General features: G+C 57.6%; 19 protein-coding genes and 2 tRNA genes. 2 read left to right on the top strand and 19 right to left on the bottom strand.

Going from position 1 to position 17,174, the window contains the following annotated elements:
* Positions 1-61 precede the first annotated feature (61 nt).
* Positions 62-1,477 carry a M48 family metalloprotease gene (locus tag IEX40_RS15615; protein WP_229680792.1) on the top strand — a complete coding sequence of 472 codons (1,416 nt, stop codon included), beginning with the start codon at positions 62-64 and terminating at the stop codon, positions 1,475-1,477.
* 71 nt (positions 1,478-1,548) lie between these two features.
* On the opposite strand, the gene nadA is transcribed toward IEX40_RS15615, so the two are convergent.
* From nadA to IEX40_RS15520, 19 genes are all read right to left on the bottom strand, one after another.
* Positions 1,549-2,592 carry a quinolinate synthase NadA gene (gene nadA / locus IEX40_RS15610; protein ID WP_188749934.1) on the bottom strand — a complete coding sequence of 348 codons (1,044 nt, stop codon included), beginning with the start codon at positions 2,590-2,592 and terminating at the stop codon, positions 1,549-1,551.
* Between the two features lie 154 nt (positions 2,593-2,746).
* Positions 2,747-2,822, bottom strand: a tRNA-Lys gene (locus IEX40_RS15605).
* A gap of 42 nt (positions 2,823-2,864) precedes the next feature.
* Positions 2,865-2,940, bottom strand: a tRNA-Lys gene (locus tag IEX40_RS15600).
* Positions 2,941-2,991: 51 nt separating this feature from the next.
* A complete protein-coding gene (gene queC / locus IEX40_RS15595; RefSeq protein ID WP_188749932.1) occupies positions 2,992-3,678 on the bottom strand; it encodes a 7-cyano-7-deazaguanine synthase QueC in 687 nt (228 codons plus the stop codon).
* A 13-nt stretch (positions 3,679-3,691) separates the two neighbouring features.
* Positions 3,692-4,522 (bottom strand): tol-pal system protein YbgF, encoded by an 831-nt coding sequence (gene ybgF, locus IEX40_RS15590; protein ID WP_229680791.1) that lies wholly within the window; start codon positions 4,520-4,522, stop codon positions 3,692-3,694.
* A complete protein-coding gene (gene pal, locus IEX40_RS15585) occupies positions 4,522-5,046 on the bottom strand; it encodes a peptidoglycan-associated lipoprotein Pal (RefSeq protein WP_188749928.1) in 525 nt (174 codons plus the stop codon). The genes ybgF and pal overlap by 1 nt, the downstream gene beginning before the upstream one ends.
* 159 nt (positions 5,047-5,205) lie before the next feature.
* On the bottom strand, positions 5,206-6,498 hold the full coding sequence (gene tolB, locus IEX40_RS15580; protein WP_229680790.1) for a Tol-Pal system beta propeller repeat protein TolB: 1,293 nt from the start codon (positions 6,496-6,498) through the stop codon (positions 5,206-5,208).
* A 2-nt stretch (positions 6,499-6,500) separates the two neighbouring features.
* Positions 6,501-7,442, bottom strand: a complete 942-nt coding sequence (gene tolA, locus IEX40_RS15575; RefSeq protein WP_188749926.1) for a cell envelope integrity protein TolA — start codon at positions 7,440-7,442, stop codon at positions 6,501-6,503.
* Between the two features lie 4 nt (positions 7,443-7,446).
* Positions 7,447-7,872 (bottom strand): protein TolR, encoded by a 426-nt coding sequence (gene tolR / locus IEX40_RS15570; RefSeq protein WP_188749924.1) that lies wholly within the window; start codon positions 7,870-7,872, stop codon positions 7,447-7,449.
* Positions 7,873-7,882: 10 nt separating this feature from the next.
* Positions 7,883-8,560, bottom strand: coding sequence for a protein TolQ (gene tolQ, locus IEX40_RS15565; RefSeq protein ID WP_188749922.1), 678 nt, complete (start codon positions 8,558-8,560; stop codon positions 7,883-7,885).
* Positions 8,561-8,583: 23 nt separating this feature from the next.
* On the bottom strand, positions 8,584-8,988 hold the full coding sequence (gene ybgC / locus IEX40_RS15560) for a tol-pal system-associated acyl-CoA thioesterase (protein ID WP_188749920.1): 405 nt from the start codon (positions 8,986-8,988) through the stop codon (positions 8,584-8,586).
* A gap of 74 nt (positions 8,989-9,062) precedes the next feature.
* Positions 9,063-9,380, bottom strand: coding sequence for a TraR/DksA family transcriptional regulator (locus IEX40_RS15555; RefSeq protein WP_188749918.1), 318 nt, complete (start codon positions 9,378-9,380; stop codon positions 9,063-9,065).
* 106 nt (positions 9,381-9,486) lie between these two features.
* Positions 9,487-10,503, bottom strand: a complete 1,017-nt coding sequence (gene ruvB / locus IEX40_RS15550; protein WP_188749916.1) for a Holliday junction branch migration DNA helicase RuvB — start codon at positions 10,501-10,503, stop codon at positions 9,487-9,489.
* A 16-nt stretch (positions 10,504-10,519) separates the two neighbouring features.
* A complete protein-coding gene (ruvA, locus tag IEX40_RS15545) occupies positions 10,520-11,146 on the bottom strand; it encodes a Holliday junction branch migration protein RuvA (RefSeq protein WP_188749915.1) in 627 nt (208 codons plus the stop codon).
* Entirely contained in the window at positions 11,143-11,823 is a 681-nt protein-coding gene (locus IEX40_RS15540; protein ID WP_188749913.1) for a trimeric intracellular cation channel family protein, read from the bottom strand. The genes ruvA and IEX40_RS15540 overlap by 4 nt, the downstream gene beginning before the upstream one ends.
* On the bottom strand, positions 11,820-12,335 hold the full coding sequence (gene ruvC, locus IEX40_RS15535) for a crossover junction endodeoxyribonuclease RuvC (protein ID WP_188749911.1): 516 nt from the start codon (positions 12,333-12,335) through the stop codon (positions 11,820-11,822). Before ruvC ends, IEX40_RS15540 begins: the two co-directional genes overlap by 4 nt.
* Positions 12,336-12,434: 99 nt before the next feature.
* Positions 12,435-13,175, bottom strand: a complete 741-nt coding sequence (locus IEX40_RS15530) for a YebC/PmpR family DNA-binding transcriptional regulator (protein WP_188749909.1) — start codon at positions 13,173-13,175, stop codon at positions 12,435-12,437.
* A gap of 79 nt (positions 13,176-13,254) precedes the next feature.
* Entirely contained in the window at positions 13,255-15,018 is a 1,764-nt protein-coding gene (gene aspS, locus IEX40_RS15525; RefSeq protein ID WP_188749908.1) for an aspartate--tRNA ligase, read from the bottom strand.
* A 216-nt stretch (positions 15,019-15,234) separates the two neighbouring features.
* Positions 15,235-15,681 (bottom strand): HIT domain-containing protein, encoded by a 447-nt coding sequence (locus IEX40_RS15520; RefSeq protein ID WP_188749906.1) that lies wholly within the window; start codon positions 15,679-15,681, stop codon positions 15,235-15,237.
* A 104-nt stretch (positions 15,682-15,785) separates the two neighbouring features.
* Here IEX40_RS15520 and IEX40_RS15515 point away from each other — a divergent pair, with 104 nt between their 5' ends.
* Positions 15,786-16,931 (top strand): GNAT family N-acetyltransferase, encoded by a 1,146-nt coding sequence (locus tag IEX40_RS15515; protein ID WP_188749905.1) that lies wholly within the window; start codon positions 15,786-15,788, stop codon positions 16,929-16,931.
* Positions 16,932-17,174: the final 243 nt, after the last annotated feature.

The raw sequence follows: 17,174 nt of genomic DNA, 5'->3' as shown, positions 1-17,174 counted from the left end.
ACGCCATTTTAATGCTGCCAGATGGCAAAGATCGGCATCGAAGCCCCTGATATCATTATCCTTGGCCCTGATTCTGGCACAGCCATTTCAAACAGCTGTCGCCGAGCCTTCGCTGCCGGTTCTGACCGACTCCACTTCAAGCACCATCAGCCTCGAACAGGAGTATCGACTGGGTCGTAGCTGGGTCCGTACGCTGCGCGGGCAGGCCAAACTGCTGAACGACCCTATCGTCAAGCAGTATCTGCACGACCTACTCTGGGCCATAGTCCCCAACAGTCAACTGACCGACAGACGTTTGGAGCTGGTGGTGCTCGATAATGCCAACCTGAATGCCTTTGCGGTTCCCGGCGGCGTTATCGGTATTAACGGCGGGCTGATCACTGCCGCCGAGTCGGAGGCCGAAACCGCCTCGGTCATTGCGCACGAACTCGCGCATCTCAGCCAACGTCACTACGCCCAACAGCTGGAGGAGAGCCGCCGCAATCGGCCCCTGGTGCTCGCAGGATTGCTTGCCAGCATTCTCGTCGCCTCCGCCGACAGCCAGGCGGGCACTGCCGCAATAAGCACGACACTGGCCGGCTCTATCGCCTCTCAATTGGCATTTAGTCGTCGCAACGAGCAGGAAGCCGATCGCATCGGCATGCAGACGCTGGTGGCCAGCGGCTACGACCCTTACGCGATGCCTGGTATGTTCTCCCGTTTACAGAAAAACTATCGCTTCGCCGGCCAACGTGCACCCGAGTTTCTGCTGACACACCCGGTGACGGAGTCGCGCATTGCCGACTCGTTGAACCGGGCATCGAGCCTACCTCGCCCGCACAACCTGCACACAAGTTTTCTCTACGACCTGGTGCGCCAGCGCCTGCGCGTTCACTACTCCCAAAACCTGGAGCAACTGCACGCGCAGTTCAGCGCGGACGCGAAGCAGGAAAACCGCCCACTGAACCAATACGGTCGCCTGCTGACAGCAACCGCACTGAATAAGCTATCGCAGGCTGAAGAGGCGCTCAGCACCCTGCCAAAAGAGTGGCGCCAGCACCCCTACGTCCGACTGAGCGAACTCGACCTGCTCCAGGCCAGAGGCAAGAACCAGGACGCATTGGCATTAGCTGAGGAGCTGGTTGCGCTGTACCCCGATAGCATGCCGGTGCGCTACCGCTACGCGCTTTCGGCTCGCCTGGTCGGACAATATCAGCGTGCAGCCGAGGCGTTTCGCAGATTGACATCCGACTATCCGAATGATGTCGATTTCTGGTACCAACTGGCAGAAACCGAAGGACTTAACGGACAGATCAATGCCGTGCACCTGGCGCGCATCGAGTATTTCATGCTCACCGGACAGATGGACCTGGCGCTGAGACAGGTCGAGTTTGCCCGCCGTGAGCCTGGTCTGGGCCATATAGACAAGTCCAGGCTGGACCAGAAGGAGGAGGAGATCAAGGCTCTGCGCCAGCAGATGAAAGAGGATCTGTCCTGAGCACGCCAATAATCAGGCCCGCTGAAAAGCGGGCCTGATTATTGGGAGGCGGCAATCCGAGAAGCGACTACTCAGCGCGCCTGGAAATCCAGCATCCGTTGCAACGGGATCCGCGCCCGTTCGATCAGACCCGGCTCCACCAGAATCTCATCCGGCCCGCTCTCCAGCGCCTGCAGGATATTCTCCAGCCCATTCATCGCCATCCAGGGGCAGTGCGCGCAGCTTCGACAGGTTGCTCCGCTACCGCCAGTCGGCGCCTCAATGAAGGTTTTGTTCGGTGCTGCCTGCTGCATTTTGTAAAAGATGCCACGATCGGTAGCAACGATAAACATCGGGTGCGGCAGCTCCTGCGCAGCCTTGATCAACTGTGACGTAGAACCGACAGCATCAGCCAGTTCTATTACCGACTCCGGCGATTCCGGGTGCACCAGAATGCCCGCATCGGGGTAGACCTGCTTCAGCTCTTTGAGCCCCTTGGCCTTAAACTCTTCGTGCACAATACACGCACCGTCCCAGAGCAGCATCTCGGCATCGGTCTGTTTCTGCACATAAGCTCCCAGATGCTTATCCGGCGCCCAGATTATCTTCTTCCCCTGGTCTGCCAGATGCTCGACCACCTGCAGGGCGATACTGGAGGTTACCACCCAGTCCGCCCGTGCCTTCACCGCCGCTGAGGTATTGGCATAGACCACGACTTCATGATCGGGATGCGCATCACAAAAGGCAGAGAATTCGTCAATGGGACAACCCAGATCCAATGAGCAGGTCGCTTCCAGGGTCGGCATGAGGATCCGCTTTTCGGGACTCAGAATCTTGGCCGTCTCACCCATGAAGCGAACACCCGCTACGATCAGAGTACTGGCAGGACTGCGGGCACCGAAACGCGCCATCTCCAGCGAGTCTGCTACCAGGCCACCCGTTTTCTCTGCCAACTCCTGCACCAATGGATCGGTGTAGTAGTGCGCCACGAGACAAGCATCCTTCTCCTTTAGCAGCGCTTGAATGCGCTGCGTGTACTCCTCCACCTGCACAGGATTCAGGGCAGAAGGCAGATGTTCCTGAGCAAAATGCTCCTGGACGAGGATTCGATCATCAAGTTCAGGTTTCGTCAGCATAGGTTCATTCTTCGCTTAACTGGTATAACCGAGCGGCAGTGGAAAAAGGCCGCAAAGTATATCACAACAAAATATTAGACAGGCCTGTCTTATAAGGATTCACCGCGCTGCTTGTTTTCGCGTCAGCAAATTGAAGGGAAGGATTTTGAGAAATTGGTGGGTCGTATAGGATTCGAACCTATGACCAATTGGTTAAAAGCCAACTGCTCTACCAACTGAGCTAACGACCCGCTGCAGGCTACAGGCGAACGGCCTGTATAAAGGCAGGAAAGTGGTGGGTCGTATAGGATTCGAACCTATGACCAATTGGTTAAAAGCCAACTGCTCTACCAACTGAGCTAACGACCCGCCGTAGGGCTGCGCATTTTACGCAGACCGCCGGGAAAGGCAACCCCTAAATCACTCTGGAATATAGACCGTGGGATCCACGACACCGGCATCGGCGAACCCTCTGGCCCGCAGCCGGCAGCTATCACAGTGACCGCAGGCCCTGCCCTGATCATCGGCCTGGTAGCATGACAGCGTCTTGCTGTAGTCCACACCCAACTCCAGGCCAGCCTTGATGATCTCGGCCTTGGTCAGATCGATAAGCGGGGTTTCGATATGAAACGGCTCGCCACTGACGCCGTTACGAGTGGCCAGATTGGCCATCTTCTCGAACGCCGCAATGAACTCGGGCCGACAATCGGGATAACCCGAATAATCAACGGCATTCACGCCGATAAAGATCGCCTCGGCATGGAGCACCTCCGCCCAACCCAGCGCCAGGGAAAGAAAAACCGTATTGCGCGCAGGAACGTAGGTGATCGGTATCCCCTCCGTTTCGCCTTCGGGCACCTCGATAGACTTGTCGGTCAGCGCGGAGCCACCAAAGTCCTCAAGATTAAGTCTTAATACCCGATGCTCGGCCACGCCCATGGATTGTGCGATATTGCGCGCAGCATTGAGCTCGGTCTGCGAACGCTGACCGTAGTCGAAACTCAAAACATGGCAACTGTAACCACGCGAGAGAGCGATTGCCAAAGCGGTTGCCGAATCGAGACCTCCGGACAAAAGCACGACGGCGCGTTTCTGCGGATCTGTCATTGAAAAACCTGTATTAACGTGAAGAGTAGTTGCGAGCAAGCCCAGCAGCGGAACTCTGCGGATATAGCTGAATCAAGCGCTGGAAAGCCTGCTGCGCGGCTTCGCTATTACCCAATCGATCCTCCACCACGCCCAACTTATACAGCGCATCGGGCACCTTGGCATGCTGGGGGAACTGATCGATGACCCGCTTGAAGGCTGCCTTGGCCGACTCAAGCGACTGCTGCGCCAAGTCGATCTCACCTACCCAATAATGGGCGTTAGCCGCGTTACGACTGGCGGGGTATTGCTGAATGAATGTCTCGAATGCAGCGCGGGACTCAGCAAACTTTCGCTCTCGAACGAGCTGGAAAGCACGCTGATAGGCTTCTTGATCGCCCTGCTGAGTAACCGAAGCAGATGTAGCCGCCGCAGCCGGCCCAGAGTCCGAGACTTCGGTTTGCGCGGACGGCACCGCCGACTCAAGCGGTTGCTGGCCAGCCTGGGCAGCGGGCGCTTCCGCGGTAGAACCTAACAGAGGGTCGCTTTCGGCGGCGGCCTGAATCAGCGCACTGATACGGCGATCCATATCGCGGTAACGATCGCGCTGCTCCCGCTCTATCCGCTCCAGCTTGTGCTGTTGGGTCTCCACTGCACCGCGCAGCTGACGCACCTCTTCCTGGAGCTGCTGAACCAACATCAGAAGCTCGCTCTGGGCCGACGCCGATGGCGGGTATCCGCCGCTCTGCCCCGCTCCCGTCTGAACCTCTGTAACCGGAATCTGGGTTACTGTGGCGGCTGCCACTGTGCCTGACGCAAGCGCCAGGCACAGCAGCGAAGCCGCCGGAGTAATCTTTTCAATCATTAGCGAGAAACGTATTTCAACTCAACACGACGGTTCTGCGACCAAGACGCATCACCCTGACCCATAACAGCCGGTTTCTCTTCACCGTAACTGATGGTTTCGATCTGAGATGCGGTAGCGCCGTTGACAACCAGCAGACGCTCTACGGACTGAGCACGACGCTCGCCCAAGGCGATGTTGTATTCACGGGTACCACGCTCATCGGCGTGACCTTCCAGGCGAATAGAGGCTGACGGATGGGCTGCCAGGTAACGGGCATGGGCCTCAAGGTCAGCGAAACCATCCTGCTTGACAACGGACTGGTCAAAGTCGAAATAGAATACGGTACGCAACTGATTCAGATCAGCCATATCGGTACCGCTGACACCAGAACCCTGAGCACCATAGGCATCAGCCCCGGCACCACCCTGACCGGACATACCGGCACCATCTGCATCAGTGGTCGTACTAGTGGTGCTACAACCGGCCGCCCAGATTACGGCTGCACCGAGGGCGGCTGCTTTCATTACGTTCAACGCTCGCATCTAACTCTCCTGATTTTAAGGCTAAGGTTTACGACCACACAAATTGGTGATTACGCTAATCTGCGGCTCAGCGCTTTGCAAGAGGCGCCGAATAATAAAGATTGTGCCATTCATCTGCCGCACGAATTCGTCTCCTTGCGGAAACACTGTACATATTAATTAATTTAAATAGGGGCTCCATGCCGGCTCGCGCACATCCCCTCCTCGATTGGGCATTCTGAAACGCACCTGACCATCAAGGGATACCGCCGCCAGCACACCGCGCCCGCCTTCCTGAGAGGCATAGATGATGATGCTGCCGTTCGGCGCGATACTGGGAGACTCCTCCAGACCCGCCTGGGTCAGGATATCGAGGCGACCGGTTTTCAGGTCCTGTACCGCTATGGTGAAATCCGCGCCCTGTGGACGATGCACCATCGCCAGGAAACGACCATCCTGGGTCAAGCGCCCACGTGCGTTATAGTTCCCTTCGTAGGTCAGGCGCTCGAGGTTACGATTACCCAGATCAAGTTTGTAGATCTGCGGCTGGCCGCCTCGATCAGAGGTAAAGATGATCGACTTGCCATCCGGAGACCAGGTTGGTTCTGTATCGATGCTGTAATGCCGCGTAATCCGCTGCAATTGTCGCGAGACCAGATCGAGGACGTAGATTTCAGGGTTGCCGTCCTTGGACAGCACCAGTGCCATACTGTTCCCGTCCGGCGACCAGGCTGGAGCACCGTTCAGCCCCGGAAAGGACTGGATGCGCTCGCGTTTGCCGGTAGACAGGTACTGCACATAGATCGCGGGACGCCCGGATTCGAACGAGACATAGGCCAGCTTACGCCCATCACGGGACCAGGCCGGTGACATGATAGGCTCCCTGGATTCCAGAATCGTACGCGGACGCGCTCCATCCCAGTCCGCCAGTTGCAGGCGATAACGCGCATTTTGATTGCCCAGCTGCTCGGCGGTGACGTAGACGATACGGGTCGAGAAAGCGCCTTTCAGCCCCGTCAGCGCCTCGAACACCTGATCCGCAATATAGTGTGCGGCATCACGCAGATGAGTGAGATCGCTCTCGACACGCTGCCCGAGCACACGCTGCTCCTTGAGCACGTTGTGCAGCTCGAATTCGATCGAGACCCTGCCGCCCTCGCCCGGCAACATACGACCAACCAACAGGTAATCCGCCCCGGTCACTCGCCAGTCACGAAAGAACACTTCGGATTGACGGGTCGGGAAACTGAGCATGCTGGTACGCGGCAGCGACTTGAAAAAACCGCTGCGGGAGAGATCCTGGCCAATGATCTCGGCCACATCCTCAGGCAGTGCCTGACCTCCGTTCCAGCCAAAGGGCACCACCGCCACCGGCGTCGGCGCTTCGACACCCTGGGTAACCTCGACCACCAACTCGGCCCGCGCACCCACTGTCAGCAACAGTAGGCAGATCATTGTCAGTAACTGTCTCATGTTTACCACCTCAGTCCCTCCGGCCTGAACACTATGTGTATTGCCCGCAAGCGTCTTTCAAACAGGATCGGATCCACTTCCGCCACCCGCTCAAAACGCTCTGTCCTGTATACCGCCTGCAACGCAGACTGATCAAAGGCCGCATCGCCGCTACTTTTGTAAATGCTCGCCTGGTCCACTTCGCCATTACCCAGCAGACGGATGGCAACCACTGCTTCCATGCCGTTACGGGCCGTTTTAGGTACCAGCCAGTTACGTTGAATCAATGCCTGGATATAGCCCTGGATATCCCCGACGACCGATTCGGCCCGCTGCTGAGCGGCCTGTTGCGCAGCCCGGCGCGCCTGCTCCGCTTTCGCCTGCGCGGCAGCAGCCGCTTCGGCTTCGGCACGGGCTTTCGCTTCTGCCGCAGCCTGAGCCTTGGCCTTGGCTGCCGCTTCCGCTTTCGCCTTCTCCTGAGCGTCACGCTTGGCCTGCGCCTGACGTTTGGCCTCCTCTTCAGCCTTGCGCTTAGCCAGAGCTTCGGCTTTCTTTTTCGCCTCAAGTTCCGCCTGTTTGCGCTTAACCTCGGCTTCCGCTTTACGTTTCTGCTCGGCGACCTGCTTCTGCTTCTGCGCCTCTTCAGCAGCTTTTTTCTTCTGAATCTCCTGCTGCCGCTTGGCCTCTGCCTCGCGCCGCGCCTTCTCCTGATCGGCCTTCTCCTGATCGGCCTTCTGCTGAGCTGCCTTCTGCTCCAGCTCCTGCTTATCGGGCACGGGTGCTGGAGCCGGCGGCGCCACCTGCTGACTGAAGGACTCGAGATCGATCATGCGGGCCTGAATATGCGGCACCGAACGCCGCTCAGGCTCCGTATCGCCTATCCAGTGGTTGAGCAGAGCACCAAGCACTACAACATGCAGCAGCGTGGCAAACAGCGTCGGCAGCCCATAACTGCGAATATCCACCGCGTTACTCCGTTACCAGCCCGACACTGGAGGCACCGGCATCCTTGAGCAGTACCATGAGCTGGATCACGGCGTCGTAGTTGACGTTTTTATCGCCTCTAACCAGCAACAGCTTGTCTGGTTTTACGCTGATTACCTTGCCAACACGCGCCGCGACCTCTTGTGCTGTTATAGCAACGGTCTCATCTTCACCACCGACATTGATGTAATAGGCACCATCTCTATCGACTGAAACGATAAGCGGCTCATCATCTTCGGTACTGACTTGCTCCGCGGAGGTCTGCGGCAGGTCCACGTCTATCCCCTGCGTCAGCATCGGCGCCGTGACCATGAAGATGATCAACAGCACCATGGTGACGTCGATATAGGGAACGACATTGATTTCGGCGTTGAGTTTACGCTTTTTTCGTGTGCGCCCGATCCCGGTCATCTATCTAGCCTCAGGCCGCGTGCACACGCCGGTAGAGAATGCTGGCAAACTCATCGGCGAAGGTTTCATAGCTGTTGAGCAACCACTCGGACTTGGCCGAGAACCGGTTGTAGGCGATAACAGCCGGAATCGCCGCGAACAGCCCCATGGCCGTTGCCACCAGAGCTTCAGAGATGCCGGGCGCAACCGACGCCAGGGTCGCCTGGTGCACGTTAGCGAGCCCGCGAAAAGCGTTCATGATGCCCCATACGGTACCGAACAGACCTATGTAGGGACTGGTCGAACCCACTGTGGCCAAGAACGGCAAGTGGCGTTCCAGGCGCTCCTCTTCACGCATTAATGATACTCGCATGCTGCGTTGCACACCGTTCATTACCACGTCGGGATCGACTCCCGGCTGCTTGGTCAAACGTGTGAACTCCTTGAGCCCGGAGCGAAAAATATTCTCTGCGCCGCAAGCCTGATCAGGCGCTGTCGTCACCTCACGATAGAGGTGACTCAGGTCGATACCGGACCAGAAGCGATCTTCGAAATCACGCAGCGTGCTTTGCGCCCTGCGCAGAACCTGTCGGCGTTGGAAAATCATCACCCAGGAAAGGAATGAGGCCAGCAGCAGCATCAGCATCACCAGCTGAACCACAAAGCTCGCATTGACCACCAGTCCCCAGATAGACAGCTTGTCTTCCACTTACTACTCCTAAATACGATCGATCAATCCGGCGTGTTCAGCGCCATCACCAGCTCACGCGGCCAGCGTCTTGGCTTGAAAGTCTGACTGTTAACGCAGGCGACCCGCACCTGCCCCTCACAAAGCGTCTGCTCCGTGTGGCGGTCGATGATCTTCTGCTTAAAGACGAGACTCGCAGCACCAGCCTGTTCGATAGCGCTACGCACAATAAGTTCATCATCGAGGCGAGCTGGCTTCAGATAACGGCAATCGACACTGTGCACAACGAACAAACAGTGATCAGCCGCCAACCGATGCTGAGAGTAGCCATACTGGCGCAACATCTCGGTCCGGGCTCGCTCCATGAATTTCAGGTAGTTCACGTAATAGACGATGCCACCGAAGTCGGTGTCTTCGATATAGACGCGCAACGGCCAATCAAACGCCATCAACAGACCCAGTATGGTGAATGAAGGCACACAATAGCAGGCGGGAAATTTTATACAAGCAGGGCCCAAGCCCTTTATTGATGGGAGGCTCTGCGCTGAACTCGACTGTTACAGGAGAGACAAAAACTGGTCGCGGGGTCAGCTCGCAACTGATTCAATTCGATCTCCTCGCCACAGCCGACACAATAACCATAGAGGCCGGTCTCGATGCGTTCTATGGCACTATCGACACGCTGGAGATCATGTTCAATCTGGTGGCTCAACTCATCGGCAGCATCCCGTGCCAGGTTGCCGCAATCAGCCGCTGGGCGGATAGCCCGGAGGTCCGCGTCCAGCTCCGAGCGCAGTTGATCCAGCGAGCGACGCAAGTTGTTAAGATCGGATCGGTTCACGGTTGTGCCTGCCAACACTGCTTTTAAAGCCGATACTAGCAGGCACCCTAAATGGCGCCTTGATATTGGTCAGAGTTTACGTTCAACGCCTGAAACAGAACTCGTTCTATTGACCGCGCTCAGGCTTTTCAATACCGAAATGCAGGTAGGCGTGATCGGTAACGACGCGGCCTCGCGGCGTGCGCATGATAAAGCCCTGCTGAATCAGGAACGGCTCCAACACATCCTCGATGGTATCGCGCTCCTCGCTGATCGCCGCCGCCAGGTTATCGACCCCTACGGGGCCACCACCGAATTTTTCGATCATCGCCAGCAGCAGACGCCGATCCATATGATCGAAGCCGCGCTGATCCACGTTGAGCATATTCAGCGCCAGGTCCGCGATCTCCCGGGTAATATGCCCCTTTCCCCTCACCTCCGCATAGTCGCGGGCGCGGCGCAGTAGCCGGTTGGCGATTCGAGGCGTACCCCGCGACCGACAGGCCACCTCCAGCGCTCCAGCCTCCTCGATCGGCGTCTCGGATAGTTCTGCCGTGCGCATCACGATTCGCGTCAGGTCTTCCACGTTATAGAACTCGAGACGCTGCACGATGCCGAAGCGGTCACGCAGCGGTGAAGTCAACAGGCCCGCACGCGTCGTTGCCCCTACCAGCGTGAAGGGAGGTAGATCGATCTTGATCGAGCGGGCTGCAGGCCCCTCACCGATCATGATATCGAGTTGATAATCCTCCATCGCTGGATACAGCACCTCCTCCACGTTGGGACTCAGGCGATGAATCTCGTCGATAAACAGCACATCGTTGGGCTCAAGATTGGTCAGCAGCGCTGCAACATCACCGGCCTTCTCCAGCACAGGGCCAGACGTGGTCTTGATCTGCGAGCCCATTTCGTTGGCAATAATATTGGCCAGCGTTGTCTTCCCCAGACCGGGCGGCCCAAAGATCAGGGTATGATCGAGGGCTTCGCCGCGATTGCGAGCGGCATGAATGAAGATCTCCATCTGCTCCCGCACCCGCGGCTGCCCGTGATAGTCGGCCAGCAGCTTCGGCCGCACCGCCCGATCCTGCACCTCTTCCGCCGGCGCTGCCACCGGACTGATAAATCGATCCGCTTCAATCTTCATGCACTGGGCACCCTTCTCAGCCACCGACCATCGACTTCAGCGACTGCCGGATCAACTCCTCAACCGCCGCATCTTCACCAAGCGAGGACGCGGCCTGTTCGACGGCTCGCGTGGCCTGCACCGGCTTATAACCCAACGCCACCAGCGCGCTTTCAGCCTCCGCACGGTTATCCGGCAATGCCGCCAACGACGCAGCGCCGGGTGCACCCAAGCGAAACTCGGTTATGGTGGGTATCTCGAGCCTGTCGAGCTTGTCCTTCATCTCCACGATCAGGCGTTCCGCGGTCTTTTTGCCGACACCCGGAATACGCACAAGGGTGGCACTGTCTTCATTGTGCACACAGCGAATAAACTCTTCGCTGCTGATACCGGAGAGGATAGCCAGCGCCAGCTTGGGGCCTACCCCGTTGGTCTTGATCAACGCACGAAACAGCACCCGCTCCTGAAAGTCGATAAACGCGTACAGCAACTGAGCATCCTCGCGCACCACCATATGGGTGTGCAGCGTAACCCGTTCACCCTGGGCGGGAAGCTTGTAAAAGGTGTTCATAGAGGCTTCCAGCTCATAGCCGACGCCGTTCACATCCAGTAGCAACTGAGGCGGCTGCTTTTCCAGCACCTCACCCGTCAAACGCCCTATCACTGCTCTGTATTCTCCAAGTTACGCGCCTCTGCCGGCGATTCGAGACGATGCCCGCGCACAATGAACTCGGGCAGTTGCAGCCCGGCCACGAGCGAAGCCATGCGCGAGATGAAAATAATCGCCATAGCGCTGATATCCAGCCAGGGACTGGGCTCACCCAGGCGACCATATACGAAAATGTACGCCAGCGCCCCCATCAGTGCGCAGGTGGCATAAAGCTCACCGTTACGCTGCAGCACCAGGGGTATTTGCCCGGTTAATAGATCACGGATCATACCACCGGCCACGCCGGTAATGACCGCCATCATCACGGCCACTTCAGCCGGCGCTCCCGCTGCCAAGGCCTTTTGCAGACCCAATATACTGAATAGTGCCAAACCCAATGCATCGAGAAACAGCAGCGTTCTGCGCGGAGACTGAATGCGCCGCGAGGCAAAAAACGCGATAACGGAACTCGAGATCGCGACCCAGAGATAGGTTGTATCGCCCACCCAAACCAAGGGGTGAAGGTCGAGGGAGATATCACGAATCGTGCCACCGCCAAGTGAGGTGACGATCCCCAGTACAATCACCCCCAGAATATCGATACGCTTGCCGGGAGCCGCTATTGCACCGGTCACGGCAAAGACGGCGACCCCGAGCAGATCGGCGATATAGATAAACTCCAAATAGCTCACTGCCAACGCCCCCGCACCACTTTGCGACTTCCCGCCATGGCAATCTGCTGGTTGCGACTGTGGGCATGACAAAGTGCGATCGCCAGAGCATCGGCGGCATCCGCCTGCGGCAGGCCTGGCAGTTTAAGCAGATGCGCAACCATAATCTGAACCTGGGTCTTGTCTGCGCCGCCGTTGCCCACCACCGACTGTTTCACCTTGCGTGCGGCATACTCGGCCACTGGCAAACCGGCATTGGCACCCGCCACCACGGCTACTCCCCGCGCCTGCCCCAGTTTGAGTGCAGAATCGGCATTGCGCGCCATGAACACCTGCTCGATCGCCATCTCCTGAGGAGAGTAGCGCTCAATAATCTCCGAGACACCGGCGTAAACCTGCTGCAAACGCTCGGCGAGCACGTCACCCGAGATACGGATACAGCCGCTGGCCACGTATTCATTGCGCGGGCCGTTCACGTTTATCACACCGTATCCGGTTATTCTGGACCCCGGATCTATTCCCAATATCAGCATATTGCGCTCTTTTGCGAAATTAGCGCGATGATAACAAAAAGCCGGGGCACAGGCCCCGGCTTATGTCGATGGATATACGGTATGCCGCGTAATAGCCAATCAGTCTTCCATCGCCTCTTCGGGGATGTCGGCGTTGTGATACACGTTCTGGGAATCATCCAGATCCTCCAGCGCATCGATCAGCTTCATCACCTTGCGCCCGGAATCCACGTCGAGATCCACCGAGGTCTGCGGAATCATGCCGACTTCAGCCAATGCCGGTTCGAAGCCTGCATCGATCAACGCCTGCTTCACATCCATGAATTCCTGCCAGGCGCAGAAAACATCGATGGAGCCATCATCGTTGGTCACCACATCGTCCGCACCAGCCTCGAGTGCGGCTTCCATCAGCGCGTCTTCGTCGACCCCGTCCTCGTAGCTGAGCTGGCCCTTCTTGTCGAACAGGTAGGAGACCGACCCGTTGGTGCCCAGGTTGCCGCCAAACTTGTTGAATGCGGCACGCACCTGAGACACCGTACGATTGACGTTATCGGTCAGGCACTCGACCAGGATCGCCACGCCGTTGCTGCCGTAACCTTCATAGGTCAGCTCGTCGTAGTTCTCACCGTCGGCACCACCGGCGCCGCGTTGAATCGCCTTGTCGATGGTATCGCGTTTCATATTGGCGCCGAGCGCCTTGTCGACTGCCGCGCGTAGACGCGGGTTGTCCTCCGGACTACCGCCACCCTCTTTCGCCGCGACGGTCAACTCTCGAATCAGCTTGGTGAAGATCTTGCCGCGCTTGGCATCCTGCGCAGCCTTACGGTGTTTGATGTTGGCCCATTTAGAATGACCTGCCATAACACGTCCTCAGTCTTAAATCTGAAGAGGCCGCAAGCGGCCTCTGGTAATACTTGTCTCTTCCAGTATCCCCCTGAGATCAGGGGGTCTTGCGCAGCTTGATATTCAGCTCGCGCAGTTGCGTAGCACCCACCTCTCCCGGCGCATCGGTGAGCAGACAGGCGGCGCTCTGCGTTTTCGGGAAGGCGATAACCTCACGAATGGAGCTTGAGCCGGTCATCAGCATGATCAGACGATCGAGACCGAAGGCCAGACCACCGTGCGGCGGCGCACCGTATTTCAGCGCGTTGAGCAGGAAGCCGAACTTCTCTTCCGCTTCCTCATCACTGATGCCCAGCACCTTGAATACCGCACGCTGCATGCCCTGGTCGTGGATACGGACAGAGCCACCGCCGAGTTCGGTGCCGTTGAGTACCATATCGTAAGCGCGGGACAGCTTGCCTTCCGGCTGTTCGATCAGCTGCTCCGGCGAGCAGTTAGGCGCGGTGAACGGGTGGTGCAACGCGGTCAGGCTGCCATCGTCCAACTCTTCGAACATCGGGAAGTCGACCACCCACAGCGGCGCCCAATTCTTCTCGTGCAGGTTCATATCCTCGCCAACCTTGATACGCAGCGCACCCAGCGCTTCGTTGACGATCTTGGCCTTGTCGGCACCGAAGAACACGATATCGCCGTTCTGCGCACCCAGGCGCTCCATGATCTTCAGCGCCACCTCTTCACCGAGGAACTTGACGATCGGAGACTGCAGGCCTTCGGCACCGTTTTCCAGCGCATTGACCTTGATCCAGGCCAGGCCTTTGGCGCCATAGATGCCGACGAACTTGGTGTAGTCATCGATGATCTTGCGCGTCAGTTCGGCACCGCCCGGCACTTTCAGCGCCGCGACACGGCCTTTGGGATCCTTGGCGGGGCCGGCAAACACCTTGAAGTCCACATCAGCAACCAGATCGTTGACGTCGACCAGCTCCAGCGGGATACGCAGGTCCGGCTTATCCGAACCGTAGCGCTGCATCGCTTCGGAGTACGGCATGGTCGGGAACTCGCCCAGCTCGATATCCAGCAACTCCTTGAACAGCTTGCTTACCATCCCTTCGGCCAGCGCCATGATCTCCTGCTCACCGAGGAAGGAGGTTTCGATGTCGATCTGGGTAAATTCAGGCTGACGATCGGCACGCAGGTCTTCGTCACGGAAACACTTGGCGACCTGATAATAGCGGTCGAAACCGGACACCATCAGCAACTGCTTGAACAGCTGCGGCGACTGCGGCAGGGCGAAGAAGCAACCCTCATGGGTGCGGCTCGGCACCAGATAATCGCGCGCGCCCTCCGGTGTCGCACGGGTCAGGATCGGCGTTTCGATATCGAGAAAACCGTTCTCTTCCAGGTAGTTGCGCACGGCATGGGTCACCTTGGAGCGGAACCGCAGCTTGTGCTGGATCTCCGGACGGCGCAGATCGATGTAACGATGACGCAGACGCACATCCTCACCCACCTGCTGATGTTCGTCGAGCTGGAACGGCGGCGTTTCCGCACGGTTCAGGATCCGCAACTCCTTACCCAGCACCTCGATCGCACCGGTCAGCATCTCCGGGTTTTCGGTGCCTGCAGGGCGGGCTCTTACGGTGCCGTGAATCTCGATAACGTATTCGTTACGGACGCTGTCAGCCAGCTTGAAGCTCTCCTCACGATCCGGATCGAACACCACCTGAGCGATCCCTTCACGGTCGCGAACATCAAGAAAGATCACACCACCGTGGTCACGGCGGCGATGGACCCATCCCGCCAGGACAATGTCTTCACCGATATGCTCTTTTCGAAGATCGCCGCAATAATGGCTGCGCATAGTATCTCTATCCTGTTCCTAAACATCTGCGCGCCCGTATCACAGGCGCATAATCGTGGGCGCAGCGGGGTCCGAAGCGGGCATGACTGCCCCATCATCCCGCTGCCCGGAAGCGGCAAAACCACCCCCGGTATCGGAACGAACAGGGCACCCCCTGCATTTAAAGGCGAAAATTATACTCGATTTAGCCAGCCCTGACAGGGCCTGAATCGCAAATCAGGCAGTTGGGCAGAAAGTCAGCTCATCGCTGAGTAGGCGGCACAGGCGCTCACGTATTTTTGCCAGTTCCTCGTCGCTGTACGGTTTGGCGGGCACTTTACCCCATACCGGCTGCGGCCAGGCCGGGTCGGCTTCGTGTCGCACTACATGATGCAGATGCAGTTGAGGCACCATATTGCCCAATGCCGCGATGTTCATTTTGCGTGCCTGGAACAGGTCTGCCAGATTCTCAGCCAGGAAGCTGGATTCGCGCATCAACTGTTCGCGCTCCTCCTGCGGGAGGTGGTAGATTTCCGTAACTCCGGCGCGGCGCGGCACAAGAATGAACCAGGGATAGTTGGCATCGTTCATAAGCAGCAGCTGACACAGCGGAAATGCACCCAAATCATAGGTATCCGCTACCAGCCTTGGGTCAAGCTCAAATTCCAGTTCCAATTCGTCCATAATGCTCCTGATCGCAAATCAAAAATACGAGATGCGCTGAAAACAGATCAGCCAGGGTAAAGACTAACTGCCTAAAGAGTATAGGCCAAGGTAGCTGACACGAGATGCCGGAGATAAAGCTTCACAGCACCATCGAGGAGATTCCGCACCAGCAGTGGAACAGACTATGCGGCACGGACTATCCCTTTCTGCGTCATGAATTTCTTGCAGCTCTGGAACGCTCGGGCAGCGTCAGTCCGGAGACCGGCTGGCAACCCCTGCACATCAGCATCTGGCAGCAGTCGCAGCTGGCCGGTGTGATGCCGCTCTACCTGAAAAGCCACTCCTGGGGCGAGTACGTATTCGACTGGTCCTGGGCCGATGCATGGGCTCGCCATGGTCTCAACTACTACCCCAAGCTACTGACCGCCATCCCTTTCACGCCTGCGTCGGGCCCACGATTCGGATCAGAGCTCCCCCTGGCCGAACTGACTACATTGCTCAGCCAGACGGTTATGCAGGTCGCCGACCGTTTCGATGCATCAGGGTGGCATGCCCTGTTTGTAGAGCCCGGCGTCAAATCCGCCTTTGCCGAGGCGGGACTTATGACGCGCCTGGGTACCCAGTACCACTGGTTCAACCGAGACTACCAATCCTTTGATCATTACCTCAGCCACTTCACCTCGCGTAAGCGCAAGAACGTGCGCAAGGAGCGGGAGAAGGTGCAGAATCAGGGTATCGAGCTGATCACCCTTGAGGGTGACGCGATCACGCCACAGCATTTGGACACGTTTTACCGCTTCTACCAACGCACCTACCGCAAACGGGGGATGCAGGGATATCTGACGCGCGCCTTCTTCGACCAGCTTTTGGAAAACCTGCCGGAACATCTGGTATTGGTTCTGGCACTGGTCGACGGACGGGAGGTAGCTTGCGCACTATCGTTAAAGAGCAGCGACTGCCTGTACGGTCGCTACTGGGGTTGCCTCGACGAGTTCGACAGCCTCCATTTCGAAACCTGCTACTACCAAGGCATCGATTACTGTATCAAAAACGGGTTGAAACGCTTTGATCCCGGAGCCCAGGGGGAGCACAAGATTCAACGCGGATTTGAACCGATCGAAACCTGGTCCGTCCACTGGCTGCGCGAAAAAGGCTTTCATCCTGCCCTGCGTAACTTCCTCAAGGAGGAGAGCACATTGATGCGCGACGAGATCGCCCTGCTGTCGGAAGGCCTACCCTTCCGCCACGATCCAGACCGGCAGCCGTGACCCAGATCAACAGAGAGTGCTGAAGCACTCACGGAGAAACGAAAGCGCCCGCAGTACAAACGCAGCATTAAAAGCCCAATTTTTCAGTATATTGCGCGTTTCTCCGACTTTTTGGGCACGCCTTCATCATGAAGTTCAATTTCAGGATCAGGAATTCGTTGAAAAATGATCCATCCCAACCCATGGCATCGTGTTCGGCATGGCCTAGACTAAAAGTCGCAGAGCAACCTATAACCCTAAATA

This window comes from Marinobacterium zhoushanense (assembly GCF_014641945.1).
GTDB lineage: Bacteria > Pseudomonadota > Gammaproteobacteria > Pseudomonadales > Balneatricaceae > Marinobacterium_D > Marinobacterium_D zhoushanense.
Note: the sequence above shows the minus strand (reverse complement) of the source record. Positions and strands in the feature narration are given on the sequence as shown.